This is a genomic window from Clostridium sp. NSJ-49, from assembly GCF_014287725.1.
In the GTDB taxonomy this organism is placed as follows: domain Bacteria; phylum Bacillota; class Clostridia; order Clostridiales; family Clostridiaceae; genus Clostridium; species Clostridium disporicum_B.
This window is the reverse complement of record NZ_JACOOP010000010.1, coordinates 35498-59559: the sequence shown is the minus strand read 5'-3', so window position 1 is coordinate 59559 and position 24062 is coordinate 35498. Positions and strand designations below refer to the sequence as shown.

At 27.7% G+C, this 24062-nt stretch carries 23 protein-coding genes and 2 pseudogenes; 22 read left to right on the top strand and 3 right to left on the bottom strand.

Annotation, left to right across the window (positions count from 1 at the left end):
- Nucleotides 1-18: 18 nt before the first annotated feature.
- From thiT to thiW, 3 genes are read left to right on the top strand one after another with little or no spacing between them, the layout of a single operon-like run.
- A complete protein-coding gene (gene thiT / locus H8S10_RS05405) occupies nt 19-624 on the top strand; it encodes an energy-coupled thiamine transporter ThiT (protein ID WP_186838161.1) in 606 nt (201 codons plus the stop codon).
- 39 nt (nt 625-663) lie between these two features.
- Nucleotides 664-1281, top strand: a complete 618-nt coding sequence (gene thiE, locus H8S10_RS05400) for a thiamine phosphate synthase (RefSeq protein ID WP_186838160.1) — start codon at nt 664-666, stop codon at nt 1279-1281.
- Nucleotides 1282-1330: 49 nt separating this feature from the next.
- Entirely contained in the window at nt 1331-1828 is a 498-nt protein-coding gene (gene thiW / locus H8S10_RS05395; RefSeq protein ID WP_186838159.1) for an energy coupling factor transporter S component ThiW, read from the top strand.
- Nucleotides 1829-2050: 222 nt separating this feature from the next.
- Here thiW and H8S10_RS05390 read toward each other — a convergent pair whose 3' ends face one another.
- Nucleotides 2051-3787 (bottom strand): GxGYxYP domain-containing protein, encoded by a 1737-nt coding sequence (locus H8S10_RS05390; protein ID WP_243175833.1) that lies wholly within the window; start codon nt 3785-3787, stop codon nt 2051-2053.
- Nucleotides 3788-3988: 201 nt separating this feature from the next.
- Between H8S10_RS05390 and H8S10_RS05385 the strand changes: the two genes are divergently transcribed.
- The 3 genes from H8S10_RS05385 to H8S10_RS05375 all read left to right on the top strand — a co-directional run bounded on the left by H8S10_RS05385 (nt 3989) and on the right by H8S10_RS05375 (nt 5769).
- Entirely contained in the window at nt 3989-4543 is a 555-nt protein-coding gene (locus H8S10_RS05385; protein WP_055264677.1) for an RNA 2'-phosphotransferase, read from the top strand.
- Between the two features lie 146 nt (nt 4544-4689).
- Nucleotides 4690-5205: a hypothetical protein gene (locus H8S10_RS05380; protein WP_186838157.1), complete on the top strand. Its 516-nt coding sequence runs from the start codon at nt 4690-4692 to the stop codon at nt 5203-5205.
- 156 nt (nt 5206-5361) lie between these two features.
- Nucleotides 5362-5769 carry a hypothetical protein gene (locus H8S10_RS05375; RefSeq protein WP_055264679.1) on the top strand — a complete coding sequence of 136 codons (408 nt, stop codon included), beginning with the start codon at nt 5362-5364 and terminating at the stop codon, nt 5767-5769.
- Nucleotides 5770-5905: 136 nt separating this feature from the next.
- Here H8S10_RS05375 and H8S10_RS05370 read toward each other — a convergent pair whose 3' ends face one another.
- Entirely contained in the window at nt 5906-6517 is a 612-nt protein-coding gene (locus H8S10_RS05370; RefSeq protein ID WP_055264680.1) for a class I SAM-dependent methyltransferase, read from the bottom strand.
- Nucleotides 6518-6776: 259 nt separating this feature from the next.
- Here H8S10_RS05370 and H8S10_RS05365 point away from each other — a divergent pair, with 259 nt between their 5' ends.
- From H8S10_RS05365 to H8S10_RS05315, 11 genes and pseudogenes are all read left to right on the top strand, one after another.
- The gene (locus tag H8S10_RS05365) at nt 6777-8048 is read left to right on the top strand and encodes an MFS transporter (RefSeq protein WP_186838156.1); all 1272 of its coding nucleotides are present in this window, start codon (nt 6777-6779) and stop codon (nt 8046-8048) included.
- A 229-nt stretch (nt 8049-8277) separates the two neighbouring features.
- A complete protein-coding gene (locus tag H8S10_RS05360; protein ID WP_186838155.1) occupies nt 8278-9933 on the top strand; it encodes a M28 family peptidase in 1656 nt (551 codons plus the stop codon).
- A gap of 253 nt (nt 9934-10186) precedes the next feature.
- A pseudogene (locus H8S10_RS18340) lies at nt 10187-10624 on the top strand (LytTR family DNA-binding domain-containing protein).
- A 14-nt stretch (nt 10625-10638) separates the two neighbouring features.
- Nucleotides 10639-11097: a DUF3021 family protein gene (locus tag H8S10_RS05350; protein ID WP_186838154.1), complete on the top strand. Its 459-nt coding sequence runs from the start codon at nt 10639-10641 to the stop codon at nt 11095-11097.
- Nucleotides 11098-11985: pseudogene (locus H8S10_RS05345) on the top strand (ABC transporter ATP-binding protein). It abuts the gene before it with no gap.
- Between the two features lie 2 nt (nt 11986-11987).
- Nucleotides 11988-12800, top strand: coding sequence for an ABC transporter permease subunit (locus H8S10_RS05340; RefSeq protein ID WP_055264686.1), 813 nt, complete (start codon nt 11988-11990; stop codon nt 12798-12800).
- A 216-nt stretch (nt 12801-13016) separates the two neighbouring features.
- A complete protein-coding gene (locus tag H8S10_RS05335) occupies nt 13017-13937 on the top strand; it encodes an ABC transporter ATP-binding protein (RefSeq protein WP_186838153.1) in 921 nt (306 codons plus the stop codon).
- Nucleotides 13937-15160 carry an ABC transporter permease subunit gene (locus H8S10_RS05330; protein ID WP_186838152.1) on the top strand — a complete coding sequence of 408 codons (1224 nt, stop codon included), beginning with the start codon at nt 13937-13939 and terminating at the stop codon, nt 15158-15160. The genes H8S10_RS05335 and H8S10_RS05330 overlap by 1 nt, the downstream gene beginning before the upstream one ends.
- Nucleotides 15161-15661: 501 nt before the next feature.
- Nucleotides 15662-16324, top strand: coding sequence for an ABC transporter ATP-binding protein (locus H8S10_RS05325; RefSeq protein ID WP_186838151.1), 663 nt, complete (start codon nt 15662-15664; stop codon nt 16322-16324).
- A complete protein-coding gene (locus H8S10_RS05320) occupies nt 16324-17499 on the top strand; it encodes an ABC transporter permease (protein WP_186838150.1) in 1176 nt (391 codons plus the stop codon). The genes H8S10_RS05325 and H8S10_RS05320 overlap by 1 nt, the downstream gene beginning before the upstream one ends.
- 2 nt (nt 17500-17501) lie before the next feature.
- Nucleotides 17502-18290 (top strand): hypothetical protein, encoded by a 789-nt coding sequence (locus H8S10_RS05315; protein ID WP_055264691.1) that lies wholly within the window; start codon nt 17502-17504, stop codon nt 18288-18290.
- A 192-nt stretch (nt 18291-18482) separates the two neighbouring features.
- On the opposite strand, the gene H8S10_RS05310 is transcribed toward H8S10_RS05315, so the two are convergent.
- The gene (locus H8S10_RS05310) at nt 18483-19643 is read right to left on the bottom strand and encodes a 3D domain-containing protein (protein ID WP_243175831.1); all 1161 of its coding nucleotides are present in this window, start codon (nt 19641-19643) and stop codon (nt 18483-18485) included.
- Nucleotides 19644-19827: 184 nt separating this feature from the next.
- Here H8S10_RS05310 and H8S10_RS05305 point away from each other — a divergent pair, with 184 nt between their 5' ends.
- The 5 genes from H8S10_RS05305 (at nt 19828) to H8S10_RS05285 (ending at nt 24016) form a co-directional block, all read left to right on the top strand.
- Nucleotides 19828-20691, top strand: a complete 864-nt coding sequence (locus tag H8S10_RS05305; RefSeq protein WP_186838149.1) for a nitroreductase family protein — start codon at nt 19828-19830, stop codon at nt 20689-20691.
- Nucleotides 20692-20822: 131 nt separating this feature from the next.
- A complete protein-coding gene (locus H8S10_RS05300) occupies nt 20823-22022 on the top strand; it encodes a DHHA1 domain-containing protein (RefSeq protein WP_055264693.1) in 1200 nt (399 codons plus the stop codon).
- Between the two features lie 77 nt (nt 22023-22099).
- A complete protein-coding gene (locus tag H8S10_RS05295) occupies nt 22100-22696 on the top strand; it encodes a Yae1 family protein (protein ID WP_186838148.1) in 597 nt (198 codons plus the stop codon).
- A gap of 183 nt (nt 22697-22879) precedes the next feature.
- Nucleotides 22880-23464, top strand: coding sequence for a hypothetical protein (locus tag H8S10_RS05290; RefSeq protein ID WP_055264695.1), 585 nt, complete (start codon nt 22880-22882; stop codon nt 23462-23464).
- Between the two features lie 264 nt (nt 23465-23728).
- Nucleotides 23729-24016, top strand: a complete 288-nt coding sequence (locus tag H8S10_RS05285; protein WP_055264696.1) for a metalloregulator ArsR/SmtB family transcription factor — start codon at nt 23729-23731, stop codon at nt 24014-24016.
- The last annotated feature ends 46 nt before the right edge of the window (nt 24017-24062 follow it).

The following is a 24062-nucleotide window of genomic DNA, read 5'->3' as shown; positions in this document are numbered from 1 at the left end:
ATTTATGGAGGAATAAATATGACAATTATTATAGGAATAGCAGCAGTTATTACATTTATACTATATTTTTTAGATTTAAAAAAGAATCCTATTAATACTAAGCAGATGGTTATAATTGCAATGGTAAGTGCAATATCATTTATCTTAAGTTTAATACAGTTTATTAAATATCCTCAAGATGGTGGAATATCACTATGCTCAATGATGCCTGTCATGGTTCTTTCATTGCTTTATGGAAGAACTGCAGGGCTTACAGGAGGAATTATATTTGGATTATTATCAATGCTTAATGGTGTATATGTAGTTCATCCAGTTCAATTTTTATTAGATTATATTTTGGCAAGGATGGTACTTGGACTAGCAGGTATCTTTGGAAATGATAATAAAGTTAAAGTTATATTAGGATCAGCATTTGCTGTTACTGTTTCAGTGTTTATAAGCTTTTTATCTGGGGTAGTATTCTTTGGGGAATTTGCACCAGCCGGTATGGGGGTAGTTCTATATTCATTCTTGTACAACTTTACAACAGCAGGAATAGAAGGAATATTATCGATAGTTGTAATTGCACTTATTCCGCTAGAAAGATTTAAGAAGCAGATTGCAAAAGATAGTAAGGCTGCGTAATAGAAGGAGCAATATATAATACCGGGGAGGAGTAAATTAATGAAAGAATTAAAATTATATCTTGTAACAGATTCAGATATCTTAAGAGATAGAGATTTTTACAAATCTATAGAAGCTGCACTTAAAGGCGGAGTTACCATGCTTCAGCTTAGAGAGAAAAATGCTTCTGGAAAAGAGTTTTTAAAGAAAGCTGTAAGGCTTAGAGAATTAACTAGAAAATATGATGTTAAATTTATTATTAATGATAGAGTCGATATAGCAATGCTTTGTGATGCAGATGGGGTACATGTTGGACAAAGTGATATTCCAGCAGATAAAGTAAGGCAGCTTTTAGGTCCTAATAAAATCATTGGAGTTTCAGCAAGAACGGTAGAGGAAGCAAGAACAGCAAAAGAAAATGGGGCTGATTATTTAGGGGTAGGTGCAATGTTTACTACAACAACTAAACTTGATGCAAAGGCTGTTTCTATAGAAAAATTAATGGAGATAAAAGAAAATGTTAATCTACCTATAGTTGCAATAGGTGGCTTAAACTTAAATAATATAGAAATGCTTAAGAAGTGTGATATCGATGGATATGCAGTTGTATCTGCAATTCTTAAAGTAGAAGATATAAAGTCAGAATGTGAAAAATGGATAGATGCAATTAATATTTAGAGTTAAATTGGGGATGAAAGATATAAGACATAAGATAGGAGAAGTGTGTATGGAGGTAACAAAATCAAGTTTAAGTACAACTAAAAAGATAGTTTTTAGTGGAATATTAATTTCTTTAGCTACAGTTCTTGGAACTTTTTCCATACCAATTTTGGGAGCTAAAGCATCACCGGTGCAGCACTTTATAAATGTAGTTGCTGGAATAACATTAGGACCTGCATATGGAATGGGATGTGCTTTTATTTCATCACTATTAAGAAATATATTAGGTACAGGAAGTGTTCTGGCTTTTCCTGGAAGTATGATAGGTGCATTTTTAGCTGGAACTTTATATAAAAAATATCACAAAAGTGAGTTGGCAGTAATTGGAGAGGTTATTGGTACAGGAGTAATTGGTGCATTAGTAGCATATCCTTTAGCAGCTTTTGTACTTGGTAAGGAAGTAGCTATGTTTGTATATATAGTTCCATTTACTACAAGTTCCTTACTAGGAAGTATAATTGCATATATAGTTTTAAAACTGAAAGTAATAAGAAACTTCTTATAGATTAAATAAAAATCAAAATGTCATAAGTGCAGAGGAATATATAAATTTGCTACTGTAAAAGTATGGTTTATAATAGTAGGTTATAAGTGCCTGAATAGATATAAGATTCAGGCACTGATTTTAACTATTATAAAAGTGAATTTCAAAAATTAATATCATAGATAAATATAAATTACATATTTATACTCACATAGACTAAGAATCTATATGAGGTATATTTTTTTAAATTAATCTCATAAAAACGTCAGGGGTAACAATTCTCACTTTAGAATTTTTGTTTAATTTACTTATTACATCATTAACATTATCCATAGTATTACTCCAAACATGTACGTAAACAAAAGTATATGAATTAGGGTTTTTAATATCGGTATATCCTAAATTTACTCGTGTATTAATGTTATTAATAAGTTCAATTTCATCTTCTAAACCTCCCCAAAGTAAATCACGACAAGAGACTACAGGTTTATTATTTGACCAGACTATTTTTCCTTCATAACTATTGTTCTTATAATAATTAAGGTATAAAAGTCCATTTATATTAGAGTTATTTGTATATTTATCCCATAAATCTTTCTTGTAAAAAGCGTCATCATCAAGTATTAGAAGATAATGTTGATCTACTATAGCCATATACTCGTTTAATCTTTTTGTATAATCATCAAGTTTTTCAAAAGGGAATTTACTAGGGTACATGTAGCCATTACCAGAAGCAGGAACAACAAAATTATCGGAATACTTTGAATGACTAGCAGATTTATAATATTTATCAAAAACTGTAGGAGCTAAATAATAAATTGAAGGACTAATTGACCATCCTAAATTGAAATTACCTCTATATGGAGAGCCGAACCAATTCTTTACACTATAATTGCTACCAAGTAGCCATTGTTGATTATCACCATCAGACATAATGAATGTAACATAGTGAACACCATCTTCATCAATAAACTCAGTATTTGATTTTTGAGTTTTAGGAGTGGAAGGATAAGAACTTAGAACAGAAAGGTTGTAAGACCAGTCTGCAGCTATAATATCTACTCCATACTTTGATGCAATTGATACATTGGTGTATTCATCAGGGCCCCATCCTAAGATATGACCACCATCATCCATAGAATTAAAGATAGTTTCTCTTAATGATGTATCACTTAAATTATCCTCATAAAAAATGAGGGATTTTGACATAATAGCATAATCTCTTAAAGATGTAAATTTATCGGATGGAAGTTCTATTACGATAGAATGATTTAAACCTGAATTCCATAAATTATTATATGCCCAATACTTATCTGTATTTATACAATCTTGTATTAAATTGGTTATTCCGTGTTTATTAATAATAGACTCAATAGATTCTTCAATAGCAACAGAATTTTTTAGCGAGGCTAGTGTACAAGCGTTATTTATTGATGGGGATTTTACATTACTATAAAGTACATATCCATCAATATAAGAGTTAAATATATCTATTAGTTTCCATGGATCCTTGATAGTTTTATATTTTACATTATATATAGTCTTTAAATCTTTTAGCCAAATTTCGTAATCAGGTTCACTTGGACTAAGAATGTAAATTTGTTTTTCAGATTTATTGGATATAAGACCTTGAAGTGTTGCAATCATGGTCTTTTCTTCATTCGTCATATTATCTTCAGATATAACATAAAGGTATTTAGGCATTTTATAATTTTTAATATAAGTATCAGTAATTGAATCATTACAAAAATTATTACCAGAAATATTTAAATTACTTGAGCTATATAAATTTAAATATTTAATATTTTCAATACAACTTATATCACTAGTTTTACGGAAGTTTCTTGGAAGTGTTTTTGTATTTACCGAATCTTCTATAATATTGACATCTGACATAACAGTAGGAGAATATGTAAATAGTGTAAAAGAAAATAGAAAAGATATGAAGAGTAAAAAAGTTTTTTTAAACGACTTTATCATTTGTAAGGCCTCCATATTAATATGTTAACAATTATTATCGTTAATCAATATAGGATAATTTATTCAAAAAATTATAAATAAGTAATAGATACTTCGTGGTTATGCTAAATAGAATGTTTTGATATAAAATAAATATAGTACTCTAAGTAGAGAGATAGTCATATTATATAATGATAATATTTTTAGAAAGAGTTGGAGTATATGGATAAAGAGCATGAAGCAAATCTAAGTTATACTATATGTTATGCTTTGCGACATGAGCCGTGGAGATTTAACTTAGAATTAGATGAAAATGGTTTTTGCGAAGTGAATGATTTATTAAATAGTCTAAAGCTTTATTATGATGACATTACTATTTTAGATATTAAATATGTTGTTGAAAATGATCCTAAGGGAAGATTTGAATTAATAGAAAATAAAATAAGAGCTGTTTATGGACATTCATTTGAAAGAAAAATTATTTATAATGAGATTATTCCACCAGATATTTTATATCATGGAACAACTTTAGAAGTATATAATGAATTTATTTCAAAAGAAGGATTAAAGCATCAAAAAAGACAATACGTACACTTATCATCTACAGTAGAAACAGCTATTATGGTAGCGAGACGTAGAAAGAATAAAACTCATATAGTTTTAGAAATAAATGCTAGGGAAGCATATAAAGATGGAGTGAAATTTTATAAAGCAAGTGATGATATATATCTTTCAAATGATATTCCAGCTATATATTTAAAAATTAAAAATATATAAAATGAAGCCAATAGAATTTTTAGGAGTTTTATTGGCTTTAATTATAATATAATTTTATCATTATACTGTGGTTTAGGATTGCAATAAAAACAAAATAATATAAAACACATATAATATATAAGATTAATTATTTTAGGAACTATTATATGAAAAAGTCTAAAAGAGTTAAAAATAATTGTAAAGATAGTAGAAATTTAAATAGAAAATTAGCTAATGAAAAGAATGATTATAGTAAAGAAAAATCTTCCAGTAGTGACACCTCATCAAGTTCTACAGAAAGTAAAGTGAATTATGAAGAGTTAATTGCACAAATAAATCAATTAAACTTATCATTTGATACATTATTAATTATATTAACAGCTATATTGTTAAATATATATTATGTTTATTATACTAGAACACAAGCTTTAGATACGCTTAATAATACTAAATACGCAGATTTGTTGATAGATGGTACAAAGTTACCAAGAATAACTAATGCGATGTTTCTGTATGCAACAGCAATTTTTTTAGAAATTAATTATAGTAATTATGAAAACTTAAATTCAGTACAAGGTGAAGAAAGAAATTGCAAGGAAATAAATAAAGCATATAGAACATTTTTTTCGACACTTCTAGTTCTTATAGCAACAGCAATGAGCAGAAGTAATTTAGAGGTTTAAAAAACCTCTATTTTTAATTTATATACGTAATGTAAATAATGTTAAAGAATATTTAAGATATTTACTATACTTAAGCTCATTAATTTAGATTAATATGATTTAATTTGATGTTTTAAGGAATAATTATTATAGAGAGGATTTACTTGGAGGTTTTATATGGAATGGAATAATATTAAGACAAAGGATGATATATATAAGTTAATGAATGTGTTTGGAAACTTTCATGATAGCTGTATAAAGGAAATACATTATGTTAGTGGAGCTTATGTAAATGAAAATTTAGAGATGAATCCTATAAATAAAAGGCGCAATGTTACTGTAGTATTTCAGAGACAATTAAGTAACCCATCAGAAATTGAGGTTGTTTTTGAGAAAATAAGCAAGCTAAATTTGGCACCTGTAAATGAAAGATATGATTGTATAATTTTAGATTCATTCATGGATATTTTTGAAGGGGAAATATATTGGGCTGATAGTAAAAGTTTTGATATACATGATATAAGAGATTATGATGATTTTACATGGATATGTTCAGAAAATGTTAAATGGAGATGTATAAATTAGAGTATTTATATTAAAGAATTAATTTATATAAATAAATAAGTTTTTTATGAATAAGATTACTACAAAGAAATATGACTTATGCAAAGATTACGAATAAATGCAGAAGTCATATTTTTTATTTTTATGAAGGAATATTTTAAAATAAACTAAGTCTATAGACTAAAAATCTTTCTCTAGAGTCCTTAATAAAAAGTTCATCTATTTTAACTTCTTTAATAAGTGTGAAAGCTGTACAGCTTTCTAAGTAATATATGTAATCATCAGAAGGATAATATAAAACTATATCTACTACTCTATTACATTTTTCAATAGACTCTAAAATATTATCAACTATTTTCATAAATATTTGTATTGAAAAAGGGTTAAAGAAGTAAAATTTATTATCTTTTTCAGACACTATATAGTTTTCAGCAAAATCATTTACAAAATTAATTTTACCTATAGATTTTTTGTGATTAAGTAAATAAGAGTTTGTATTTGATAAACAATCATTATAGAAATTCTTATCCATTTCTACACCTGTAACATTAGAATTAAAAAAATGATTTATATAAAATAATAATCTGCCTTTTCCACAACCATAATCAACAATATAATCAGAGTCACATACTTTATACTCTTTAAATAAAAGTTCAAGTGCTGAATATGGTGTTGCCTCGTATCTATTATAGTGAAGTGATTGGTGAAAATTCTTTTGTTCTTTCTTTGTTTCGATATTTAATAATCTTTCGTAATCCTGTTCTATCATAGTATTTCCTTTCGTAATAGTAGTTTTTCTACTGTTTATATAATGAAAATAACCATATATATAATAACATTAGAATAAGGTAAATATAAATAGTATATTTAATTCTGTGAATATAATTTGAAAAATATGAATTACTAGATATACAATAATTTATTATATATTGCAATATAATTTCAGTAATGGAAAATTAAATAAAAAACAAACAATATTAAGGTTATGTGGTATAATTTATAAGATAAGAACTCAAAAGGAGAAAGATATGAGAAGTGAAAAATCTTATAAATGGACAATTATAGCTTGTTATATAGGATATTTTGTACAAGCTACAGTAATAAATTTAGTACCAATATTGTTTGTAACGTTAAGAGAAGGTTATGGGTTATCTTATTCTCAGTTAGGTGCGTTAGTACTTATAAATTTTGTTACCCAAGTAATATTTGATGTAGTATTTAGTAGGCCTGTTGATAAATATGGGTTTAGACCATTTGTTGTAGTTGCTCATGGAATATGTGCATTAGGGTTAATATTATTTTCTATAACTCCAAGGGTATTTAGTGAAAATATTTTCGCAGGCTTTGTGCTTTCTACTATAATATTTTCAGGAGGGGGAGGACTTTTAGAACTAGTTATTAGTCCGATTATTGATTCTATACCATCAGATGATAAGGCAACGGCAATGAGTTTGTTACATTCATTCTATGCATGGGGACAAGTAACGGTTGTTGTTATAACATCTATTTTTTTATTTTCTTTTGGAAAAGAAAAATGGTGGATTATTATGATGATTTGGGCAATAGTTCCTATAGTAAATTTCTTTATATTTATGAGAGTGCCATTAACTCAAAAATTACACGAATCTAAAATTATGAAGATAAGAGAACTTATAAAAAATCCTATTTTTATAGTTGCTTTTTTTGCAATAATGTTAGGTGCTGCATCAGAAGTTAGTATGAATCAGTGGGCAGCGACTTATATGGAAAGAGGACTTTTAATACCTAAGTTTGTAGGAGATATGTTAGGTATGTGCTTCTTTGCAATTATGTTAGGAATAGGTAGAGCTATATATGGAGTATATGGTTCTAGAATAAATATAAATAAGGTGATGATTTGGGGATCGCTAGGAGCAGCGATATGTTATTTAGTAGTAGCTATATCACCGTATAATTGGTTATCTATTATAGCCTGTGGAATTTGTGGAATATTTGTAAGTTTATTATGGCCAGGAACATTAGTAGTGGCATCAAGTAGGTTACCATTAGCTGGAGCTTCCATGTTTGCATTACTTGCTGCGGCAGGAGATGTTGGAGCAGCTATAGGGCCTTGGCTTATTGGTAGAGTTACTGATTTTACAACTAGTAATTGGACATCTTTTGCTAGTTATTCAATTAATTCTGAACAATTTGGATTAAGAGTAGCTATACTTTTAGCTGCAGTGTTTCCAATATTGACAATGATTTTTCACAGTATATTAAAGAATATTAAAGTAAAACAGAAAAGTTATGAATGTGAGAAGATAAGTTACGGAGAATAAATGAGCGATTAAGCTAAAAAGCTACAAATAATAATTTAATGTGATTTAAAACACTCTAAATATGATATTTAAAAAGTTATCTTATTAGTTCAAGATAACTTTTTATTTTTAAAAATAAAATATTTGATTATCAAAATAAATTTTGATATTATATCTGTATTGTAATTTTTACATAAGCTATAAAGAACCTCATTAATGGGGTTACTTATATTGAAGGGTGGTAAAAAAGATGAGAAACAAAGGAATTATTTTATTTTTATCAATTATTTTATCAATTGTCTTAGGAATTACTTCGTTATATACTCCAAGACCTAAAAGTGAAGATAGTGGATTTTCTACAGAAATTGCAAAGGAGCATATAAAAGAGATTTCTAAGGAAGTTCATAGTATACAAGAACCAGAGGCCCTAGGAAGAGTTAGGGAGTATATATTAAATGAGTTAAAAGAATTGGGATTAGAACCAGAAGTATTTACATATGAAGATGTAGAAAGTTCTAAAGGTGGTATATATGATATAAATAATATATATGCTAAAATTGATGGAAAAAATGGAGAAGATGGAAGTTATATTATGCTAGCATCTCACTATGATTCATCGCCTAAGAAGAGGTCAGGAGAGGATGGAGAGTCAAAAGGAGCAGCAGATGCCGGATATGGTGTATCTACTATCTTAGAAATAGTTAGAATTATAAAAGAAAGTGGACAAGAATTAGAAAATGGTATAAAGATATTAATTACTGATGGTGAAGAAATGGGGCTTATGGGGGCAAAGGAAGAGATGAATAATAACTTTGACCTATATGAGAATGTTAACTTTGTAGTTAATTTAGAAGCACGTGGAATTAAAGGACCAGCTTTGATGTTTGAAACTAGTAACAATAATAAAAAGGTTATAGATTTATACAAGAAGGCTAATTTACCAGTATCATACTCTTTAGCTGCTGATGTATATAATAAGATGCCTAACGGTTCAGACTTTACAGAGTTTAAAGATGCAGGTTTACCTGGAATAAATTTTGCTGTATTGAATGACTTAGATTATTATCATACAAAGAATGATAATTACGATAATATAAGTGATACATCTATCCAACATTATGGAGAACAAGTACTACCTATAGTACAAGAATATGTATACAACGCAAAATATGGACAAGCTGATTATTTTCAATCTAATCAAAATAGTGTGTTCTTTACCTTATTACCAAATGTATTTATAAATTATACTTCACTTATAGCTACTATACTTGCGGTAATTTCATTAATAGCCTTAGTAGTTATTATGAGAAACTTAAAAGTAAACGCTAAGATGGTAGTAAAATGGATAGCTGTTTGGACAGGATTAGCATTAGCTAGTACAGCAATAGGTATAGCAATATCTTACATAATTTCAATGGTAAGTGGTATTGAATTTAAAATAACGTATATGCCTAGAATTACAGGTTCAGATTTCATTGTTTTAATGGCTGTAATTTTAACTTCTGTTTTAGTGGCACTATTATCAAAGAAATTAGCTAAAAATAGAGAAGATTTAGAGTCTATGCTGTTTGGGGGACTTTGGTTTAATGAGTTTTTATTAGTAATATTTATGATAGCCCTTCCAGGGGGAAGCTACTTGTTCTTATGGCCAGTAATTATGACTCTTATCTCTATAATTTTAACTAAGAAATTTAAAAATCAAAATATGTTATTAATAGCTACTATGTTTACTATAGTTATGTATGTACCTGTAATTTACAATATTTACATTGCGTTAACTATTGGGGCATTAGGAGTAGTCATGTTATTAACATTAATGTCTCTATCAACTATAGTACCGTTAGTTCTTAATGTATCTATGGAGAATGAGAATGTTATTAGAAATATATATAGAAAAGTTGCATAGATAAAATATAGATGGGTATGTATCAAAATAATTTTTGATACATACCCATTAAAATTTAATTTAGCCTACAGAAACTTCATTTTTAGAATCAATATACTTTAAATTATCTGAAGTTTTTAATTTTCTCATTTCAATGTTATATAACATATTTACATCTTAGTATGAAATATATGCAACTTAGTATAAAAGCATTGTAGTGTAATAATAGAAGTCATATACTTAAAATATGGAAAAATTATAGAGGGGGCTTTAAATGAGAATAATTATAAATGAATCGGAAGATATAGAGGAATTAGAAATAGTAGTTAATTGTAAGAGAGTAGATGAAAATTTGCTTAAAATGATAGCTACAATTAGAGCCTTCGATAGAAAGATAACTGGAACAAAGGATGGGAAGTTATTCATTTTAGATGTAGATCACATTTACTATTTTGAATCAGTTGATAAAAAGACTTTTATTTATCTTCATAAAGATGTTTATGAGAGTAGTTTAAGATTATATGAATTATAGGATAAGTTTGCCAATTCGGATTTCTTTAGAGCATCTAAATCAACTATTATAAATCTTTCTAAAATAAAAGTTATTACTACTGTATTTGGAGGAAAGCTAGAAGTGATTTTGGAAAATAACGAAAAATTAGTAGTATCAAGGCAATATGTGCCTTTATTAAAGAGAAAGCTTAATTTTTAAGGAGGTGTATTATTATGAGAACATTCTTCATTAATAGTTATGAGATAAAGAAGTTATGCTGTTTGTTTTTTGCAGGTGAAGTTATAATGTATGCTTTAATAGGACCATTTATTGGTGCTGATAGTATATCGTTTTCTCTTATATGGCAAATGGCTGCAATATCAATATTGTTAACTATGCTGCAATATGTATTATATACTTTTAATTTTATGAATAAGGTAAAAAGGGAAGTTAAAGTATTAATTCATTATCTTATATTAATAGGATTAGGATATGGATTCGCAAAAGTTTTTAATTGGTTTAATTTAAATGATTTAAATAATATCATTATAGCAGTTAGTATTTTTACTGTATGCTTTATAATAACAGCTGGCTCTATTTACATTTATACAAAGCTTACTGGTGAAAGATTTAATGAAAGGTTGAAGGTATATAAGGAATTAAAAAAAAGTAATGAAGGTGAGGGAAATTAGATGTATGCTATTGAAACGAAAAGTTTAACAAAAAGTTATGGGAAAAGTAGAGGTATAGTAGATGTTAATTTAAAAGTTAAAGAAGGAGAAATTTTTGGATTTGTAGGACCTAATGGAGCGGGTAAATCTACTACTATAAGAACATTATTAAATTTTATCTTTCCAACATCAGGAGAAGGTAAAATTTTAGGGAAAGATATTGTAAAGGAAAGTTCAGAAATAAAAAAGATTCTAGGATATGTACCTAGTGAAGTTAAGTTTTATGACGATATAAAGGTTAAAGATATAATAAAGTACTCATCAAGCTTTTATAATTCTTGTAGTAAGGAATAAATAACTAGGCTTTGTGAAAATCTTGAGGTAGAAGTTGAAAAGAAAATGGGAGAGTTAAGTTTAGGCAATAAAAAGAAGGTTGCTATAGTACAAGCTCTTATTCATAACCCTAAATTACTTATATTAGATGAACCGACAAATGGATTAGATCCACTTATTCAAAAAAAGCTATTTGAAATTTTATTAGAACAAAATAAGAAGGGAACTACAGTATTTTTATCTTCTCATAATTTAGTAGAGGTTGAAAACTTCTGTCACCGAGTTGCAGTTATTAAAGAAGGTAGAATTATTGATACTATTGAGATAGATAAGCTAACTAAAAATCTAGGATTGAAAGTTACTATAGAAGCGAAAGAAATAAAGAGAGAAGATATAGAAAGCTTAGGAGGAGAAGTTATATCTTTAAAAGGTACTGAATTTATATTTAATTATTCAAATGGTGCAGATGATCTTATAAAAGCCTTATCAAAATTTTATATAAATAAGATTTTAATTCATGAACAAAGTCTTGAAGATACTTTTATGAACTATTATGAAAATGAAGGGGGAAAATAACCATGAATATTTTTAAATTTGAATTTAAGAGGCAATTTAAATCTCTTATAATTTGGTCTATTGTATGTAGTGCATTAGTTATAATGTTTATGGCTCTTTTTCCTAGTATGAAGGATATGGGAATGCAAGAACTTGTCGGAGATAAGCTAGGTGCGATGCCTTCTACTCTATTGGAAGCTTTTAATATAGATGAAATGATGGATTTTTCAAATATTAAAGATTATATGGGGTATTGTCTTCAATATATAGTGATGGCAGCAGGAATATATGGGTTAATATTAGGAGCATCAGCTTTAAGTAAGGAAGAAAAAGATGGGACAATAGAATTCCTTTATTCAAAACCTATAACTAGAAATAAAATAGTTACCTCAAAGCTTTTAGCATCTATAGTAATTATCTTTATATTCATTTTTATAATTGGATTAGTAACGATGGCAATAGGTATAATAGTAAAACCAGAGGATATAAAGACTATAGATTTATTAATGGATATTAAGATTATGTATATTGGAATGGCTATGCTTTCTTATACATTTATGTCAATAGGATTTTTATTATCAATGATAATAAAAGCAAGAACTAATGTTACAGCAGTAGCTTTAGGAGTGTTTTTTGCAAGTTACTTTGTAGGTGTATTAGGAAAGTTAAAGGAGTCTTTTGAATGGCTAATATATTTTTCTCCTACAGATTATTTTATACCAGCTAAGATATTTAAAGATGGATTTGAACTTAGATATGTAATTGTAGCAACTGTTTTAATATTAGTGAGTATTGTTGGAACTTATATAATTTATAATAAGAAGGATTTAGGCTAAGTAGTAAAATTAATAGCTACGATATAAAATCTAAAAGTTTTTAAAATGTAATAATAAAAATTTAAATATTAACTAAAAAATTATATCCCAATGATATGCAAAAAAATACGTATCATTGGGGTATGTTATTTTAAGGAAATTTTAAGAATTTCGATAGCCTATATTTAAGATTTTATATTTATAATCATTATTATCATGAAAAATGGAGGAAAAGTAATGAAGGTTTTAGAGGTAAATAATTTAAAAAAGACCATTGGCAAGAGAGAAATCATTAAAGGTGTAAGCTTTGAGATAAATTCAGGAGAAATTTTTGGCTTCTTAGGTCCTAATGGGGCTGGTAAGACTACTACAATAAGAATGCTTGTAGGTTTAATTAAACCTACAGATGGAGAAATTAAAATATGTGGATATGATTTAAAAAGGGATACAAGCAAGGCATTAAAAGAAGTTGGAGCTGTAGTTGAAAATCCTGAGTTATATAAATATTTATCAGGAAGAGAAAATTTAATGCAGATAGCAAGAATAAGAAAAATATCTAAGGAGCAAGTAGAGGAAACTATAAAACTTGTTGGACTTGAAAATAGGATAGATGATAAAGTAAGAAAGTATTCATTAGGTATGAAGCAAAGATTAGGATTAGCAGCTTCACTTTTATCAAGACCTAAGCTTCTAATTTTAGATGAGCCTACAAATGGATTAGACCCTTCAGGAATATTAGATTTTAGAGAGGTAGTTCAAAAGGCTGCTAGAGAAATAGATATGGCTGTATTTGTATCTTCTCATATTTTATCTGAAGTTCAGAATCTTTGTGATAAGGTTGCTTTTATTAATGATGGTGTGATTAAAGCTGTAGAGGATATTAATAAAGAAAGCAATACAATGGAAACAGATAGTGATGTAGTATGTTTAGTTTCTAATGATGATAACAATATTTTAGTTAAGGAAATAAGCAAGTTATCTTATATTTCATCATGTAATGAAAGTGATAAAGGATTAAAGATAATAATGGAATGTAACTCCACTCCTAAACTAGTTAAACATTTAGCTATGAATAACTTTAGTATTGAAGAAATTTATAAAGAAAGAAAAGGACTAGAGCAGAGATATATGGAACTAGTAGAGGGAGGTATAAGATAATGTTACTTACACTTATTAAAAATGAACTTATTAAATTATTAAAAAAGGGAAAGACATGGATAGTATTTGTGCTGTTTGCTTTGTTTATAGGAATTACAATCTTTGGGCAATATAGCTCAGATAAGAATATGAGGATGTGGCAGTCTCCAGAGAAACAATTGGAGATGGCAAAAGAGAACTTAGATTACTACAAAGAGGAGCTTGAATTAAATAAAAATTCTGATGTAAATCCAGAGTATATAGCATCTTTAGAGGAATCAATAGAATATTCTAAAGAGCAGATAAAGAGTTATGAAGATATAATTAAAAATGGTGTAAATGAAGATGAATGGAAAAAGCAATTAGATGAAGAAATAGAATATGCCAAAGAATCTATAATAAGATATGAGAAGTATGATGATGAATGGTCAAAACAGTATGCTATGGAATCAAAAGAAAGATTAGAGCAATTAACGTATCTTAGAGATAATAATATTAAACCACTTTATGGATGGGAATATGATGCATATAATTATATGAGTTCACTAATGCAGTTTTTAGGAATGGCTATATTAGTAGCTGGTATAGCTGTATTTATGAGTGATATAGTATCAGGAGAATGTACTCCTGCAACATTAAAGTTTTTACTAATTCAGCCTGTAACTAGAGGAAAAGTGTTATTATCAAAATTTATAGCAGTTACTATAACTGTTCTTACGATGATTTTAGGAGCAGAAATTGTAGGATTCTTATTTGTTAATATAACTAGTGGAGTTAATAATTCTGCATACCCAGTAAGTATTGGAACAGTTTATGAAAAGATAATAAATGCTGATGGAACAACTATATTATCAAAAGTTGTAGGTTCAGGACATATGGGAACAAACTTAGAGTTATTTACAAAAGCTATGTTATTCCAAGCCTTATTTATAATAACAGCGTGTGCAGTTATCTTTATGATTTCTACATTAATAAAAAGTAGTATGATAACTATGGCGATTTCAGTAGTAGTTACAGTATTCTTAACTATAGGAAGTTATAACCTGTCAGCATTAAGAAAAATGGCACATTTAGTATTTTTAAACTTTGGGGACTCAATAAGTGTATTCACAGGAAGCAGTGCTATGATGATGCAAAATCCAAATATGACAGTAACAAATGGAGTAATAGTAATGATAGTAACAACATTAGTTGCATATTTAATAGCACATATTAATTTTAGTAAAAAAGATATATTAATATAGTAATAAGGAGTTGTTTTGAGACAACTCCTTTAGTTTTGGTTAAATGTGGAGTATGTTTGAAATTATTGTGTATATAGTTGAAAATAGGAATTTTTATAGTAGAATAAAATGTAGAGTTTTTTAGGGGTAGGAGGTGAGAAATTATAAGTTTTTTTAGATTTAATAAAAAGATAATAGCGTTGCTATTGGCTTTTTATTTGATTATTAATATTTTTACCAATATACAGTACTCAATATTAAATGAAAATCACAATTGCTTAAGAGGTCACTGTGAAATTTGTATTAATATTGAAAAGAGTGCAGAAAATTTGCAGCATTTTGGATCAGCACTTATAATCTTCTCTCTTATGAAATCTATAGGATTAGATTTTATCCAATATCTTGTAAGAAAAACTAAATATTTTCTTAATAGTATCACATTAATTAGTTTGAAGGTGAGGCTTGATATTTAAATCTCTAGATAATGATTTTAAATATTTAATACATTAAAAGGAGATTATAATGATAGAAATAAGAGACGTTTATAAAGAGTTTTCAAATGAGAGAATTAATTTTAGTAATATAAAATTTGAAGATAATAAATCATATGTTATATTAGGACCTTCTGGATGTGGTAAGTCGACATTACTAAATATTATTAGTGGAAATATAAAAGCTGATGGAGGAACTATTACTATAGATATTGATAATTCTATATATAATTTAGAAAAATTATCAAGTGAAGAACTTCAAAAATATAGACGAGATAATATAAGTTATGTATCTCAAGAATTTAATCTTTTTAATGATTTTACGGTTAAAGATAATTTAAAGTTAATTGAAAAAGTTAAAGGGAAGAGGATATCTATAGAGGAAGCTTTAGATGTTGTAAGTTTAAAAAATAAAGTAAATCAGAAAGTAAAAACTTTGTCTGGAGGAGAAAAGCAAAGAGTTTGTATAGCAAGAGCATTGCTTCAAGAAGGAAAGATACTTTTATGTGATGAGCCAACTGGTTCATTAAATCAAGCTTTAGCTAACGACATTATAAAATCTTTAATAGATGTTCATAAGAAAAATAAAAATATTTTAATAGTAGTTACTCATGATGATAGATTAATAGAGAACTTTGATTGTGTAATAAAATACGATGACTTTATAAAGATGAATATTGGAGGTGCTAATTAATGTTTAGATATTCAATAAAATCTTTATTAAGCAAGAAAACAGTAAGTATATTATTTATTATATCAATATGTATAGCAATTTCTATAAGTATGTTATCTATAAATATTAGTTCACAAATAGATGAAGGATTTTATCAGGTAGATAAAAAATACGATATTATAGTTGGACCTAAAGGTAGTAGTACTCAATTAGTAATGTCTAGTTTGTTTTTCTCAGATGACCCATTAGGAACTATAGATACGGATTATTTAGATAATATAATGGATGAATATGAGGTAACTACTATAGTTCCATTAGCTATGGCTGATTCATATAAAGGAAATAGAATAGTAGGAACTACAACTGATTTGCTAAATGATTATAGCTTGAAATCAGGAGAATTATTTAAAGAAGATTATGAAGTTGTTGTAGGATATAACATTGCTACTAGCTATAATCTTTCTATAGGAGATGAAATTACTACATCTCATGGGACAAGTAACTATGCAGAAGAACACACAAGTTCACCATATATTTTAGTTGGTATCTTAGATAAGACTAATACATCATATGATAACACTCTTTTTACAAGTATAAATAGTGTATGGAATGCACACGATGAAGAACACATTCATTCAGAAGAAGAAGAGTATTCTCATGAAGGGGATGATCATAATATGGGTTATACATCTATACTTGTTAAAACAGGAAGTTTGGCAACAGCAAATAAAATAGAAACTTCTTTAAGTGAAGATGTTGATGTACAAGCTGTAAACACTACAAAGATATTAAGAAAGCTAGTTGGTAATATTGATATGAGTAAGCAGGTTGCTTTATTGCTTTGTGGAATAATAGTAGTGTTAGCATCACTATTAACTTGTGTAATGAGCTTTTTAATGCTTGTTAATTCTAAGAATGATATTAAGTTACTTAAGTTTTTAGGAATGAATAAGAGTAAAATATATAGCTACGTTTTAGGACAAGTAATAATATTAATAGCTGTAAGTATAACTATTTCTTTATTAATTAATAGGGTAGCTTTAAGTCTAGTAAATAATATATCATCATCTTTAGGAATAGTACTTGACTTAACAAAGGTATATCCAACAGAGTTTTATATTGTATTCATATATGTTGGAGTTATTATAGTATCAACCCTTATATATTCTTACATTAGAGTAAAAAAGGAGAAGTAGTAATGAAAAAGCTAGTTTTTATATTATTTATAATACCTATGATAATGATTGGATGTGTGGCATCAGGTGAAAAAGATAATAATGAAATAACAGAAGTAAAATTTAAAGATATGATAGATATAAAGGAATTAGAAAAGTTAGATGGAAAGAAGATAAAAATGGTTGGATTCTTTGCACAGAGCTCTCCGTTAGATGGATCAATGGCGTATTTAATGAATATGCCTTATCAGAATTGTGCATATTGTCTACCTAATACAAATCAACTTATGAATACTATGGCGGTATATCCTAAGAAAGGTAAACAAATAGAATTTACAGACCTACCAGTAGAAATTATAGGAACTATAAAGTTTGAAAATATAACTGATCAAATGGGATATTCATATAATTATAGAATAGTTGATGCTGAAATATCTTTAGCAGATGTTGATTCTATGAGTGATGATGTGAAAATATATACTGATTTAGTTGATAGGGGGTTTCCTGATAAAATAAGCAATATAATATTACTTATAAATAATATACAGTCAATTAGAGTTGAGGGAGAAAATTTAGAGTCTGTAGAATTAATTCCAGATGAATTAGTAGAAGAGGTATATGAATTATTTAACGGATTAGATAAAGATAAGTATATTGATGTCCTAGCAATAGTTGATGAGGTAAAAATATTAGTAGATAAAGTTAATAATTCATTAATAACTAAAGATTATGATAGTATGGATGAGTATATAGATAATGAAGTTGAAATTTTTTATAAAGTATATGAATGGTTAATGAAGCCACAAGTATAATTAAATATATATATTTATATAATATTAAACACATTTTCAAATGTAGAATCAACTAAAAATATAATATTTTATTGTTAATTAAGAAAAGCTTGGACATAAAATGTCCAAGCTTTTAACTTTATATCTGCCATAAGGCATCTTTATATTAAACTAAGTTAAATATGATTCATTTGCCATAAATACAAACCTAGTTTACCATTCTCCTGGATAGGCAAGAATAGTAACTTCTACTTGTCTACGTCCCCAGCTAACACACTCACTATGTGTGTTAAAATATACATCTACTATGTTTCCTTTTATAGCACCACCTGTATCTGATGCTATTGCAACTCCATAACCTGATACATGAACCTTTGAACCTAAAGGAATAACATTTGGATCAACTGCAACGGTACTTATTCCATTTGGATTATGTATTGGCTTTAGCCCAATAGCTGTTATGCCACCACCAGTATAAGCTGTTGATTCCATTTGATATGTTGCTTTACCATCTTCATCTAATGATGGAGGGGCAACAGGTGGAGTGTTTGCCTCTTCAATTATAACATTACCTTGATAAATTCCATCTTGAGCTAGTCCAATTACATAAGAGCTAGTTAATTGAGGGAGTAATCCTTCAAGTGTATTAACTGCATCTTGAATTTGTGATATTGAAGAGGTAGAAGAGTTAATAATTGATAATGGGTGCTCAACAAGAGTTTTTTCATTAGCTTCAATTATTGCAAAAACCTCATTTTTTTGTTCGTTAAGTTCATTTAAAGCTGATTGCTGTTCAGACTTCTTACTTTCAACTTCAGCTAAATCTTTAGATATTTCTTCATTTAGTGAATTCAATTCATCTTCATTCTTTTTTAGTGATTCAGAAGTTTGTTCAAGTTTTTCTTTCTTTTCATCTATATCCTTCATAAGTTCTTTATCAAGAGATATTATTTTTGATACAGAATGTATTCTGTTAAATAAATCTGAAAAACTTTCTGAATTAAGAACAAATAATATAATATTAGAAGTAAGGTTGCTTTTATACAGGGAACGAACTCTAATATTAAGTTTATTTTGTGCTTCATCCATTTCTTTTTCATTTTGGATTAATAGGTTTTTAGTGTTTTCTATCTCTATTTTTGTATCTTCAATTTTTCTGTTATTTTCCTCTAGATTTTGATTTATTTCTTCAATTTCTACATCTAAGCTAGAGATCTTTTCACTTATTTGTTTAATTTCCGTGTTAAGTTCTTGGTACTTAACTTTATGTTGATCAATAGATGTATTTTCAGGAGCTGCCATTACAGGAAAAGAAACATTAAAAGTAACACATAGTGCTAAAGCGCTAGCTATTAATTTTAATTCTTTATTCAAAATATACCTCCTAGTATCTAATGGTTACATATCTAGTATATAACATAAACATAAGAAGATGCAAATTTACTCTAGCAAAAGGAATATATGTAAAAAATACACAGTAATGATATAATGGTTATAGTGCATATATTTTGTTATATAAAGATAAGAATAACATGAATATATATTTAGGAGAATAATAATGAGTAATACAAGTAGTATAAATAAAACAATATCTGAAATAATTAAGGAAAGAACCTCAGTAAGGACATATGAAGAATGTGAAATTGATGAAGATAAGATAGTAAAAATTGAAGAGTATATTAATAATTTGAAGGGGCCCTTTAATGAAAAAGTAAGATTTAAGTTAATAAACTCAAAGGAACCTTTAAAGGGAGAAAAGATAGGTACTTATGGAATTATAAAAGGTGCTAATAATTTTATTTCAGTTGCTTATGAAAATGGTGAAATGGCATTAGAAGAAGTTGGGTATGAAATGGAAAAAGTAATTCTTTATATAACCTCTCTTGGATTAGGAACTTGTTGGATTGGAGGTACTTTTAATAAGGGAGAGTTTTCGAAGTCTATGGAATTAAAGGAAGATGAAGTTTTACCTATAGTAACTCCTTTTGGTAAGAGTGGAGAGAATAAGCGTTTTATAGAAAAGGCTATGAAGTTTTTGACTAAATCAAAAAAGAGAAAAGAATGGTACGAAATTTTTTTCTTAAGAGATTTTTCTGTACCATTGACACCAGTAATTAATTTAGGTTACTTTAAAGAGGTACTTGAAAATGTTAGATTGGCTCCATCGGCACTTAATAAGCAACCTTGGAGAATAGTTAAAGATGGTAATAAATTTCATTTCTATATTAACTCATCTAAGAAGAAAAATGATAAGTTAACATTTGATATTCATAGAATTGATATGGGAATAGCTATGTGTCATTTCGATTTAACATGCAAGGAATTAGGATTAGAAGGAAGGTTTATTAAATGTAATCCAGAGATAACAGATATACCTAAAAATGTTAGTTATATTATTACTTGGGTCCATGAGAGTGTTTAAGTTAGGTATATATAGATACTTTTTATGGATAAATTATTAAATATGTGGATTTCTAATTTTGAAAATATAAGTGTATTATAATTACTTATGAGAAAGTTTGTCTTATGACAATATAATGGAGGAAAAAGTAAATGGAAAAGTTATACTATTTAGATAGATATATTAAGGAGTTTACAGCTGAGGTTGTAGAGGTTAAAGAGATAGATGGAATGTATCATGTAGCTTTAGATAAAAGTGCATTTTTCCCAGGTGGAGGTGGTCAACCTGGAGATACTGGATTTATTGAAAGTAGTAAAGTAATAGATGTATATGAAGATAATGGAGTAGTTTATCATGTTCTTGAAAAGAAACCATTAAAAATACATAGAGTAAAATGTAAAATTGATTGGGAAAAAAGATATGATGGAATGCAACAACATTTAGGACAGCATGTCTTATCAGGGTGCTTTTACTCATTGTTTAATGCTAATACTGTAAGCTTCCATATGGGAAGTGAAAGTAGTACTGTAGATATTGAGGGATTCTTAGAGGAAGATAAAATAAGAGAAGCTGAAAGATTTGCAAATGAAATAATTAATCAAAATATAGAAGTTGAATTTTTTACGCCAAGTAAATCAGAGCTTAAAAAGATAAAAATAAGAAGAGCTTTACCGAAAACTGATGATGCGATTACTATAGTAAAAATAGGAGATCTTGATATAAATGCTTGTTGTGGAGTGCATCCTAAATCAACTTTAGATTTAAGAATGATTAAGATTAAAAGATGGGAAAAACATAAAGGCGCAACTAGAATAGAATTTTTAGCAGGGAAAAGAGCTATAGATGATAGCTTAAGGAGAGATAGTATAATTGCGACTATTTGTAAGTCAATGAAATGTGGAGAAAGTGAAATACTGAACATAATAAGTAAATCAGCAGAGGAAATTAGAGAATATCAAAATGAAAATAGAATGTTAAAATTAGAACTAAGTAAATATGAGATAAAGGAAATGATAGAATCTGCAGATAAGATTGGAGATATATCTATTATTAAGAAGATTTATGAAAAGTCGGATTTAAAGCATATTGGGAAGCTTGCAGAAAAGTTAGTAGAAAATAAAAAAACAATAGCGTTGTTTGCTGTAAAATATGATGATAAGTCAAATCTAATCTTTGCATCGTCAAAAGACAATGATATATCTATGAATGAGTTATTAAAGGATGCAATTACCTTAATTGATGGTAGAGGTGGAGGAAGTAAATTTTTAGCTCAAGGTGGAGGGAAAAAATCAAATAATTTAGAAGCCACTATAGATTACGCCTTTATGAAGATAAAAAATAGCCAAAATTAATATACAAACATTTAACATATTCATCCATAATGCATATAATGTAGTATAAAATTAACTATACAAAGGAGATAGGAATTATGGACAAAAGATGTTTTAATGATTTTGATGATTTTGATGATTTTGATTTGAATGAATTTGATTTGGATGAATTTGACCTTGATGATGAAGAAAATATAGAATGTGACAGAGATAGATTTCGTAGAGAAAGAGAATGTGATGAAAATTTTGTAAGCGAATTTGATGAAGATACTTTTACAGAAGGCATAGAAAATAGTAATTGTAATTCTAGAAATGGACAATGTATTAATGCCATTAATGCAGCTTTTTGTGCTGGAAAAGAGCAAGGATTTAGACAAGGTAGAGCTGTTGGCTTACGAGAAGGTAGAAGAGAAGGCTTTAGAGCTGGATTCAGAAAAGGATTCGAAGAAGGAAGAAGAGTTGGCTTTAGAGAAGGCTGTGAAGCCGGAAAACGTCAAGGATTTAGAAATGGTTTTGAAGAAGGAAGAGAAGTAGGACGTCAAGAAGGTAGAGAGGCAGGAGTAAGACAAGGATTTAGAGAAGGATTCAGAGCTGGGTTTAATGAAGGCTTTAGAAGAGGTAGAGATTGCGTTATAAAGAAAGTATTAGAAAGCTGTAACAATTGTAGAAACATTAGAAACGGTAGAAACTGTTAGTTATTATAGGTTGTATCAAATTTTGATACAACCTTTTTTGTATCTATTACTTCTATTACATATTTATTATTAATTAGAGTGTTATTTATATTTTGTAATAATTAAAGTATTTAGTGAAATAATAAAATTAGCGGTTGTAATAAATATTACAAAATTTAAAATTAGACTTTAGGAGGATAAAATATGAAAACAAAGTCATTAGTATTAGCGTTATTTTTAGGAGTAGCCTTATTAGTTGGTTGTGGCAATAATGGTACTACAAATGATACAACTAATAAAGGAGCAACTACTGAAGAAAAAGAAAATACAAATACAAATAATCCTGGAGATGCAGATGTAGTAAGTTCAGCATCTTTAGCAAGTGATGAAGAAACACTTAAAAAAGCTTTAAAAGATAGTTGGATAGTATTATTAAAGAATGATATAACTACAAGTAAAGATTTAGTAGTAGAAGGAGACTTTACTAAACCGGATAAAAATGATTCTTCAAAGATGGTTCCTGCTGGTCGTACAATAGCTCTTTATGAAAATGATGATAATAATACAACTAAATCTTATACATTAACAACACCAAAAATTACTGTTAAGAGTAAGGATACAAAAATAGAAGGTGGAACAATAATTGGAGATGTATATGTAGAAGCTGAAGGATTTGAACTTGAAAATGCTAAGATTGAAGGTAATGTGTATTTCTCAAAACAAGAATATAAAGATTCATTTGAAATGGATGATAAGAGCACAGTTACTGGAGTTCAAGAAGTAAAGTAAATTAAGAATAAAAGATAAATATTTAAATAATAATAGTTAATAATAATTTATGGGAGGCATTTAATATGCCTCCTTTTATTTTATTAATTATTACTGTAGTTTAATTAAGTTTATAAATAATGGAAGATCAGAATGATTAGAAAGTAGAATATATTAAATTATATTTAAAAGAAGAAAAAATACTTAGAGTCACTTTGTATATTGACAATGAAAAAGATGTAAACTATATTGAATACATAGATAAGTATCTATATAGGAGGAAAGATGAAAGATAAATATGAAGTAAATGCAAAAATATTTAAAGCTCTTAGCGATCAGAATAGATTGAAGATTATTCATATATTATCAGATGGTGAAAGATGTGCTTGTGAGCTATTAAATTATTTTAATTTCACTCAACCAACATTATCACATCATATGAAAGTATTAATCGACTGTGAATTAGTTACTTCAAGGAAAGAAGGCACTTGGAACCATTATAGTTTAGTAGAAGAAAATGCTAAAGAATTAGTTGATTTTTTGAATGAAATAATATATCCAGAGAGAGAGTAATATGTAGTTACAGGTAGTAAATAAATATATAAAAATTAATCATGGA

Excerpts from the sequence above, each read along its gene's own strand:
- H8S10_RS05325 (WP_186838151.1), top strand. The coding sequence starts at position 15,662 with ATGATAGAAATAAGAGACGTTTATAAAGAGTTTTCAAATGAGAGAATT.
- H8S10_RS05315 (WP_055264691.1), top strand. The coding sequence starts at position 17,502 with ATGAAAAAGCTAGTTTTTATATTATTTATAATACCTATGATAATGATT.
- H8S10_RS05380 (WP_186838157.1), top strand. The coding sequence starts at position 4,690 with ATGAAAAAGTCTAAAAGAGTTAAAAATAATTGTAAAGATAGTAGAAAT.
- H8S10_RS05320 (WP_186838150.1), top strand. The coding sequence starts at position 16,324 with ATGTTTAGATATTCAATAAAATCTTTATTAAGCAAGAAAACAGTAAGT.
- H8S10_RS05290 (WP_055264695.1), top strand. The coding sequence starts at position 22,880 with ATGAAAACAAAGTCATTAGTATTAGCGTTATTTTTAGGAGTAGCCTTA.
- H8S10_RS05365 (WP_186838156.1), top strand. The coding sequence starts at position 6,777 with ATGAGAAGTGAAAAATCTTATAAATGGACAATTATAGCTTGTTATATA.
- H8S10_RS05285 (WP_055264696.1), top strand. The coding sequence starts at position 23,729 with ATGAAAGATAAATATGAAGTAAATGCAAAAATATTTAAAGCTCTTAGC.
- H8S10_RS05390 (WP_243175833.1), bottom strand. The coding sequence starts at position 3,787 with ATGATAAAGTCGTTTAAAAAAACTTTTTTACTCTTCATATCTTTTCTA.
- H8S10_RS05385 (WP_055264677.1), top strand. The coding sequence starts at position 3,989 with ATGGATAAAGAGCATGAAGCAAATCTAAGTTATACTATATGTTATGCT.
- H8S10_RS05330 (WP_186838152.1), top strand. The coding sequence starts at position 13,937 with ATGTTACTTACACTTATTAAAAATGAACTTATTAAATTATTAAAAAAG.
- thiE (WP_186838160.1), top strand. The coding sequence starts at position 664 with ATGAAAGAATTAAAATTATATCTTGTAACAGATTCAGATATCTTAAGA.
- H8S10_RS05300 (WP_055264693.1), top strand. The coding sequence starts at position 20,823 with ATGGAAAAGTTATACTATTTAGATAGATATATTAAGGAGTTTACAGCT.
- thiW (WP_186838159.1), top strand. The coding sequence starts at position 1,331 with ATGGAGGTAACAAAATCAAGTTTAAGTACAACTAAAAAGATAGTTTTT.
- H8S10_RS05375 (WP_055264679.1), top strand. The coding sequence starts at position 5,362 with ATGGAATGGAATAATATTAAGACAAAGGATGATATATATAAGTTAATG.
- H8S10_RS05335 (WP_186838153.1), top strand. The coding sequence starts at position 13,017 with ATGAAGGTTTTAGAGGTAAATAATTTAAAAAAGACCATTGGCAAGAGA.
- H8S10_RS05370 (WP_055264680.1), bottom strand. The coding sequence starts at position 6,517 with ATGATAGAACAGGATTACGAAAGATTATTAAATATCGAAACAAAGAAA.
- H8S10_RS05340 (WP_055264686.1), top strand. The coding sequence starts at position 11,988 with ATGAATATTTTTAAATTTGAATTTAAGAGGCAATTTAAATCTCTTATA.
- H8S10_RS05305 (WP_186838149.1), top strand. The coding sequence starts at position 19,828 with ATGAGTAATACAAGTAGTATAAATAAAACAATATCTGAAATAATTAAG.
- H8S10_RS05360 (WP_186838155.1), top strand. The coding sequence starts at position 8,278 with ATGAGAAACAAAGGAATTATTTTATTTTTATCAATTATTTTATCAATT.
- H8S10_RS05350 (WP_186838154.1), top strand. The coding sequence starts at position 10,639 with ATGAGAACATTCTTCATTAATAGTTATGAGATAAAGAAGTTATGCTGT.
- H8S10_RS05295 (WP_186838148.1), top strand. The coding sequence starts at position 22,100 with ATGGACAAAAGATGTTTTAATGATTTTGATGATTTTGATGATTTTGAT.
- thiT (WP_186838161.1), top strand. The coding sequence starts at position 19 with ATGACAATTATTATAGGAATAGCAGCAGTTATTACATTTATACTATAT.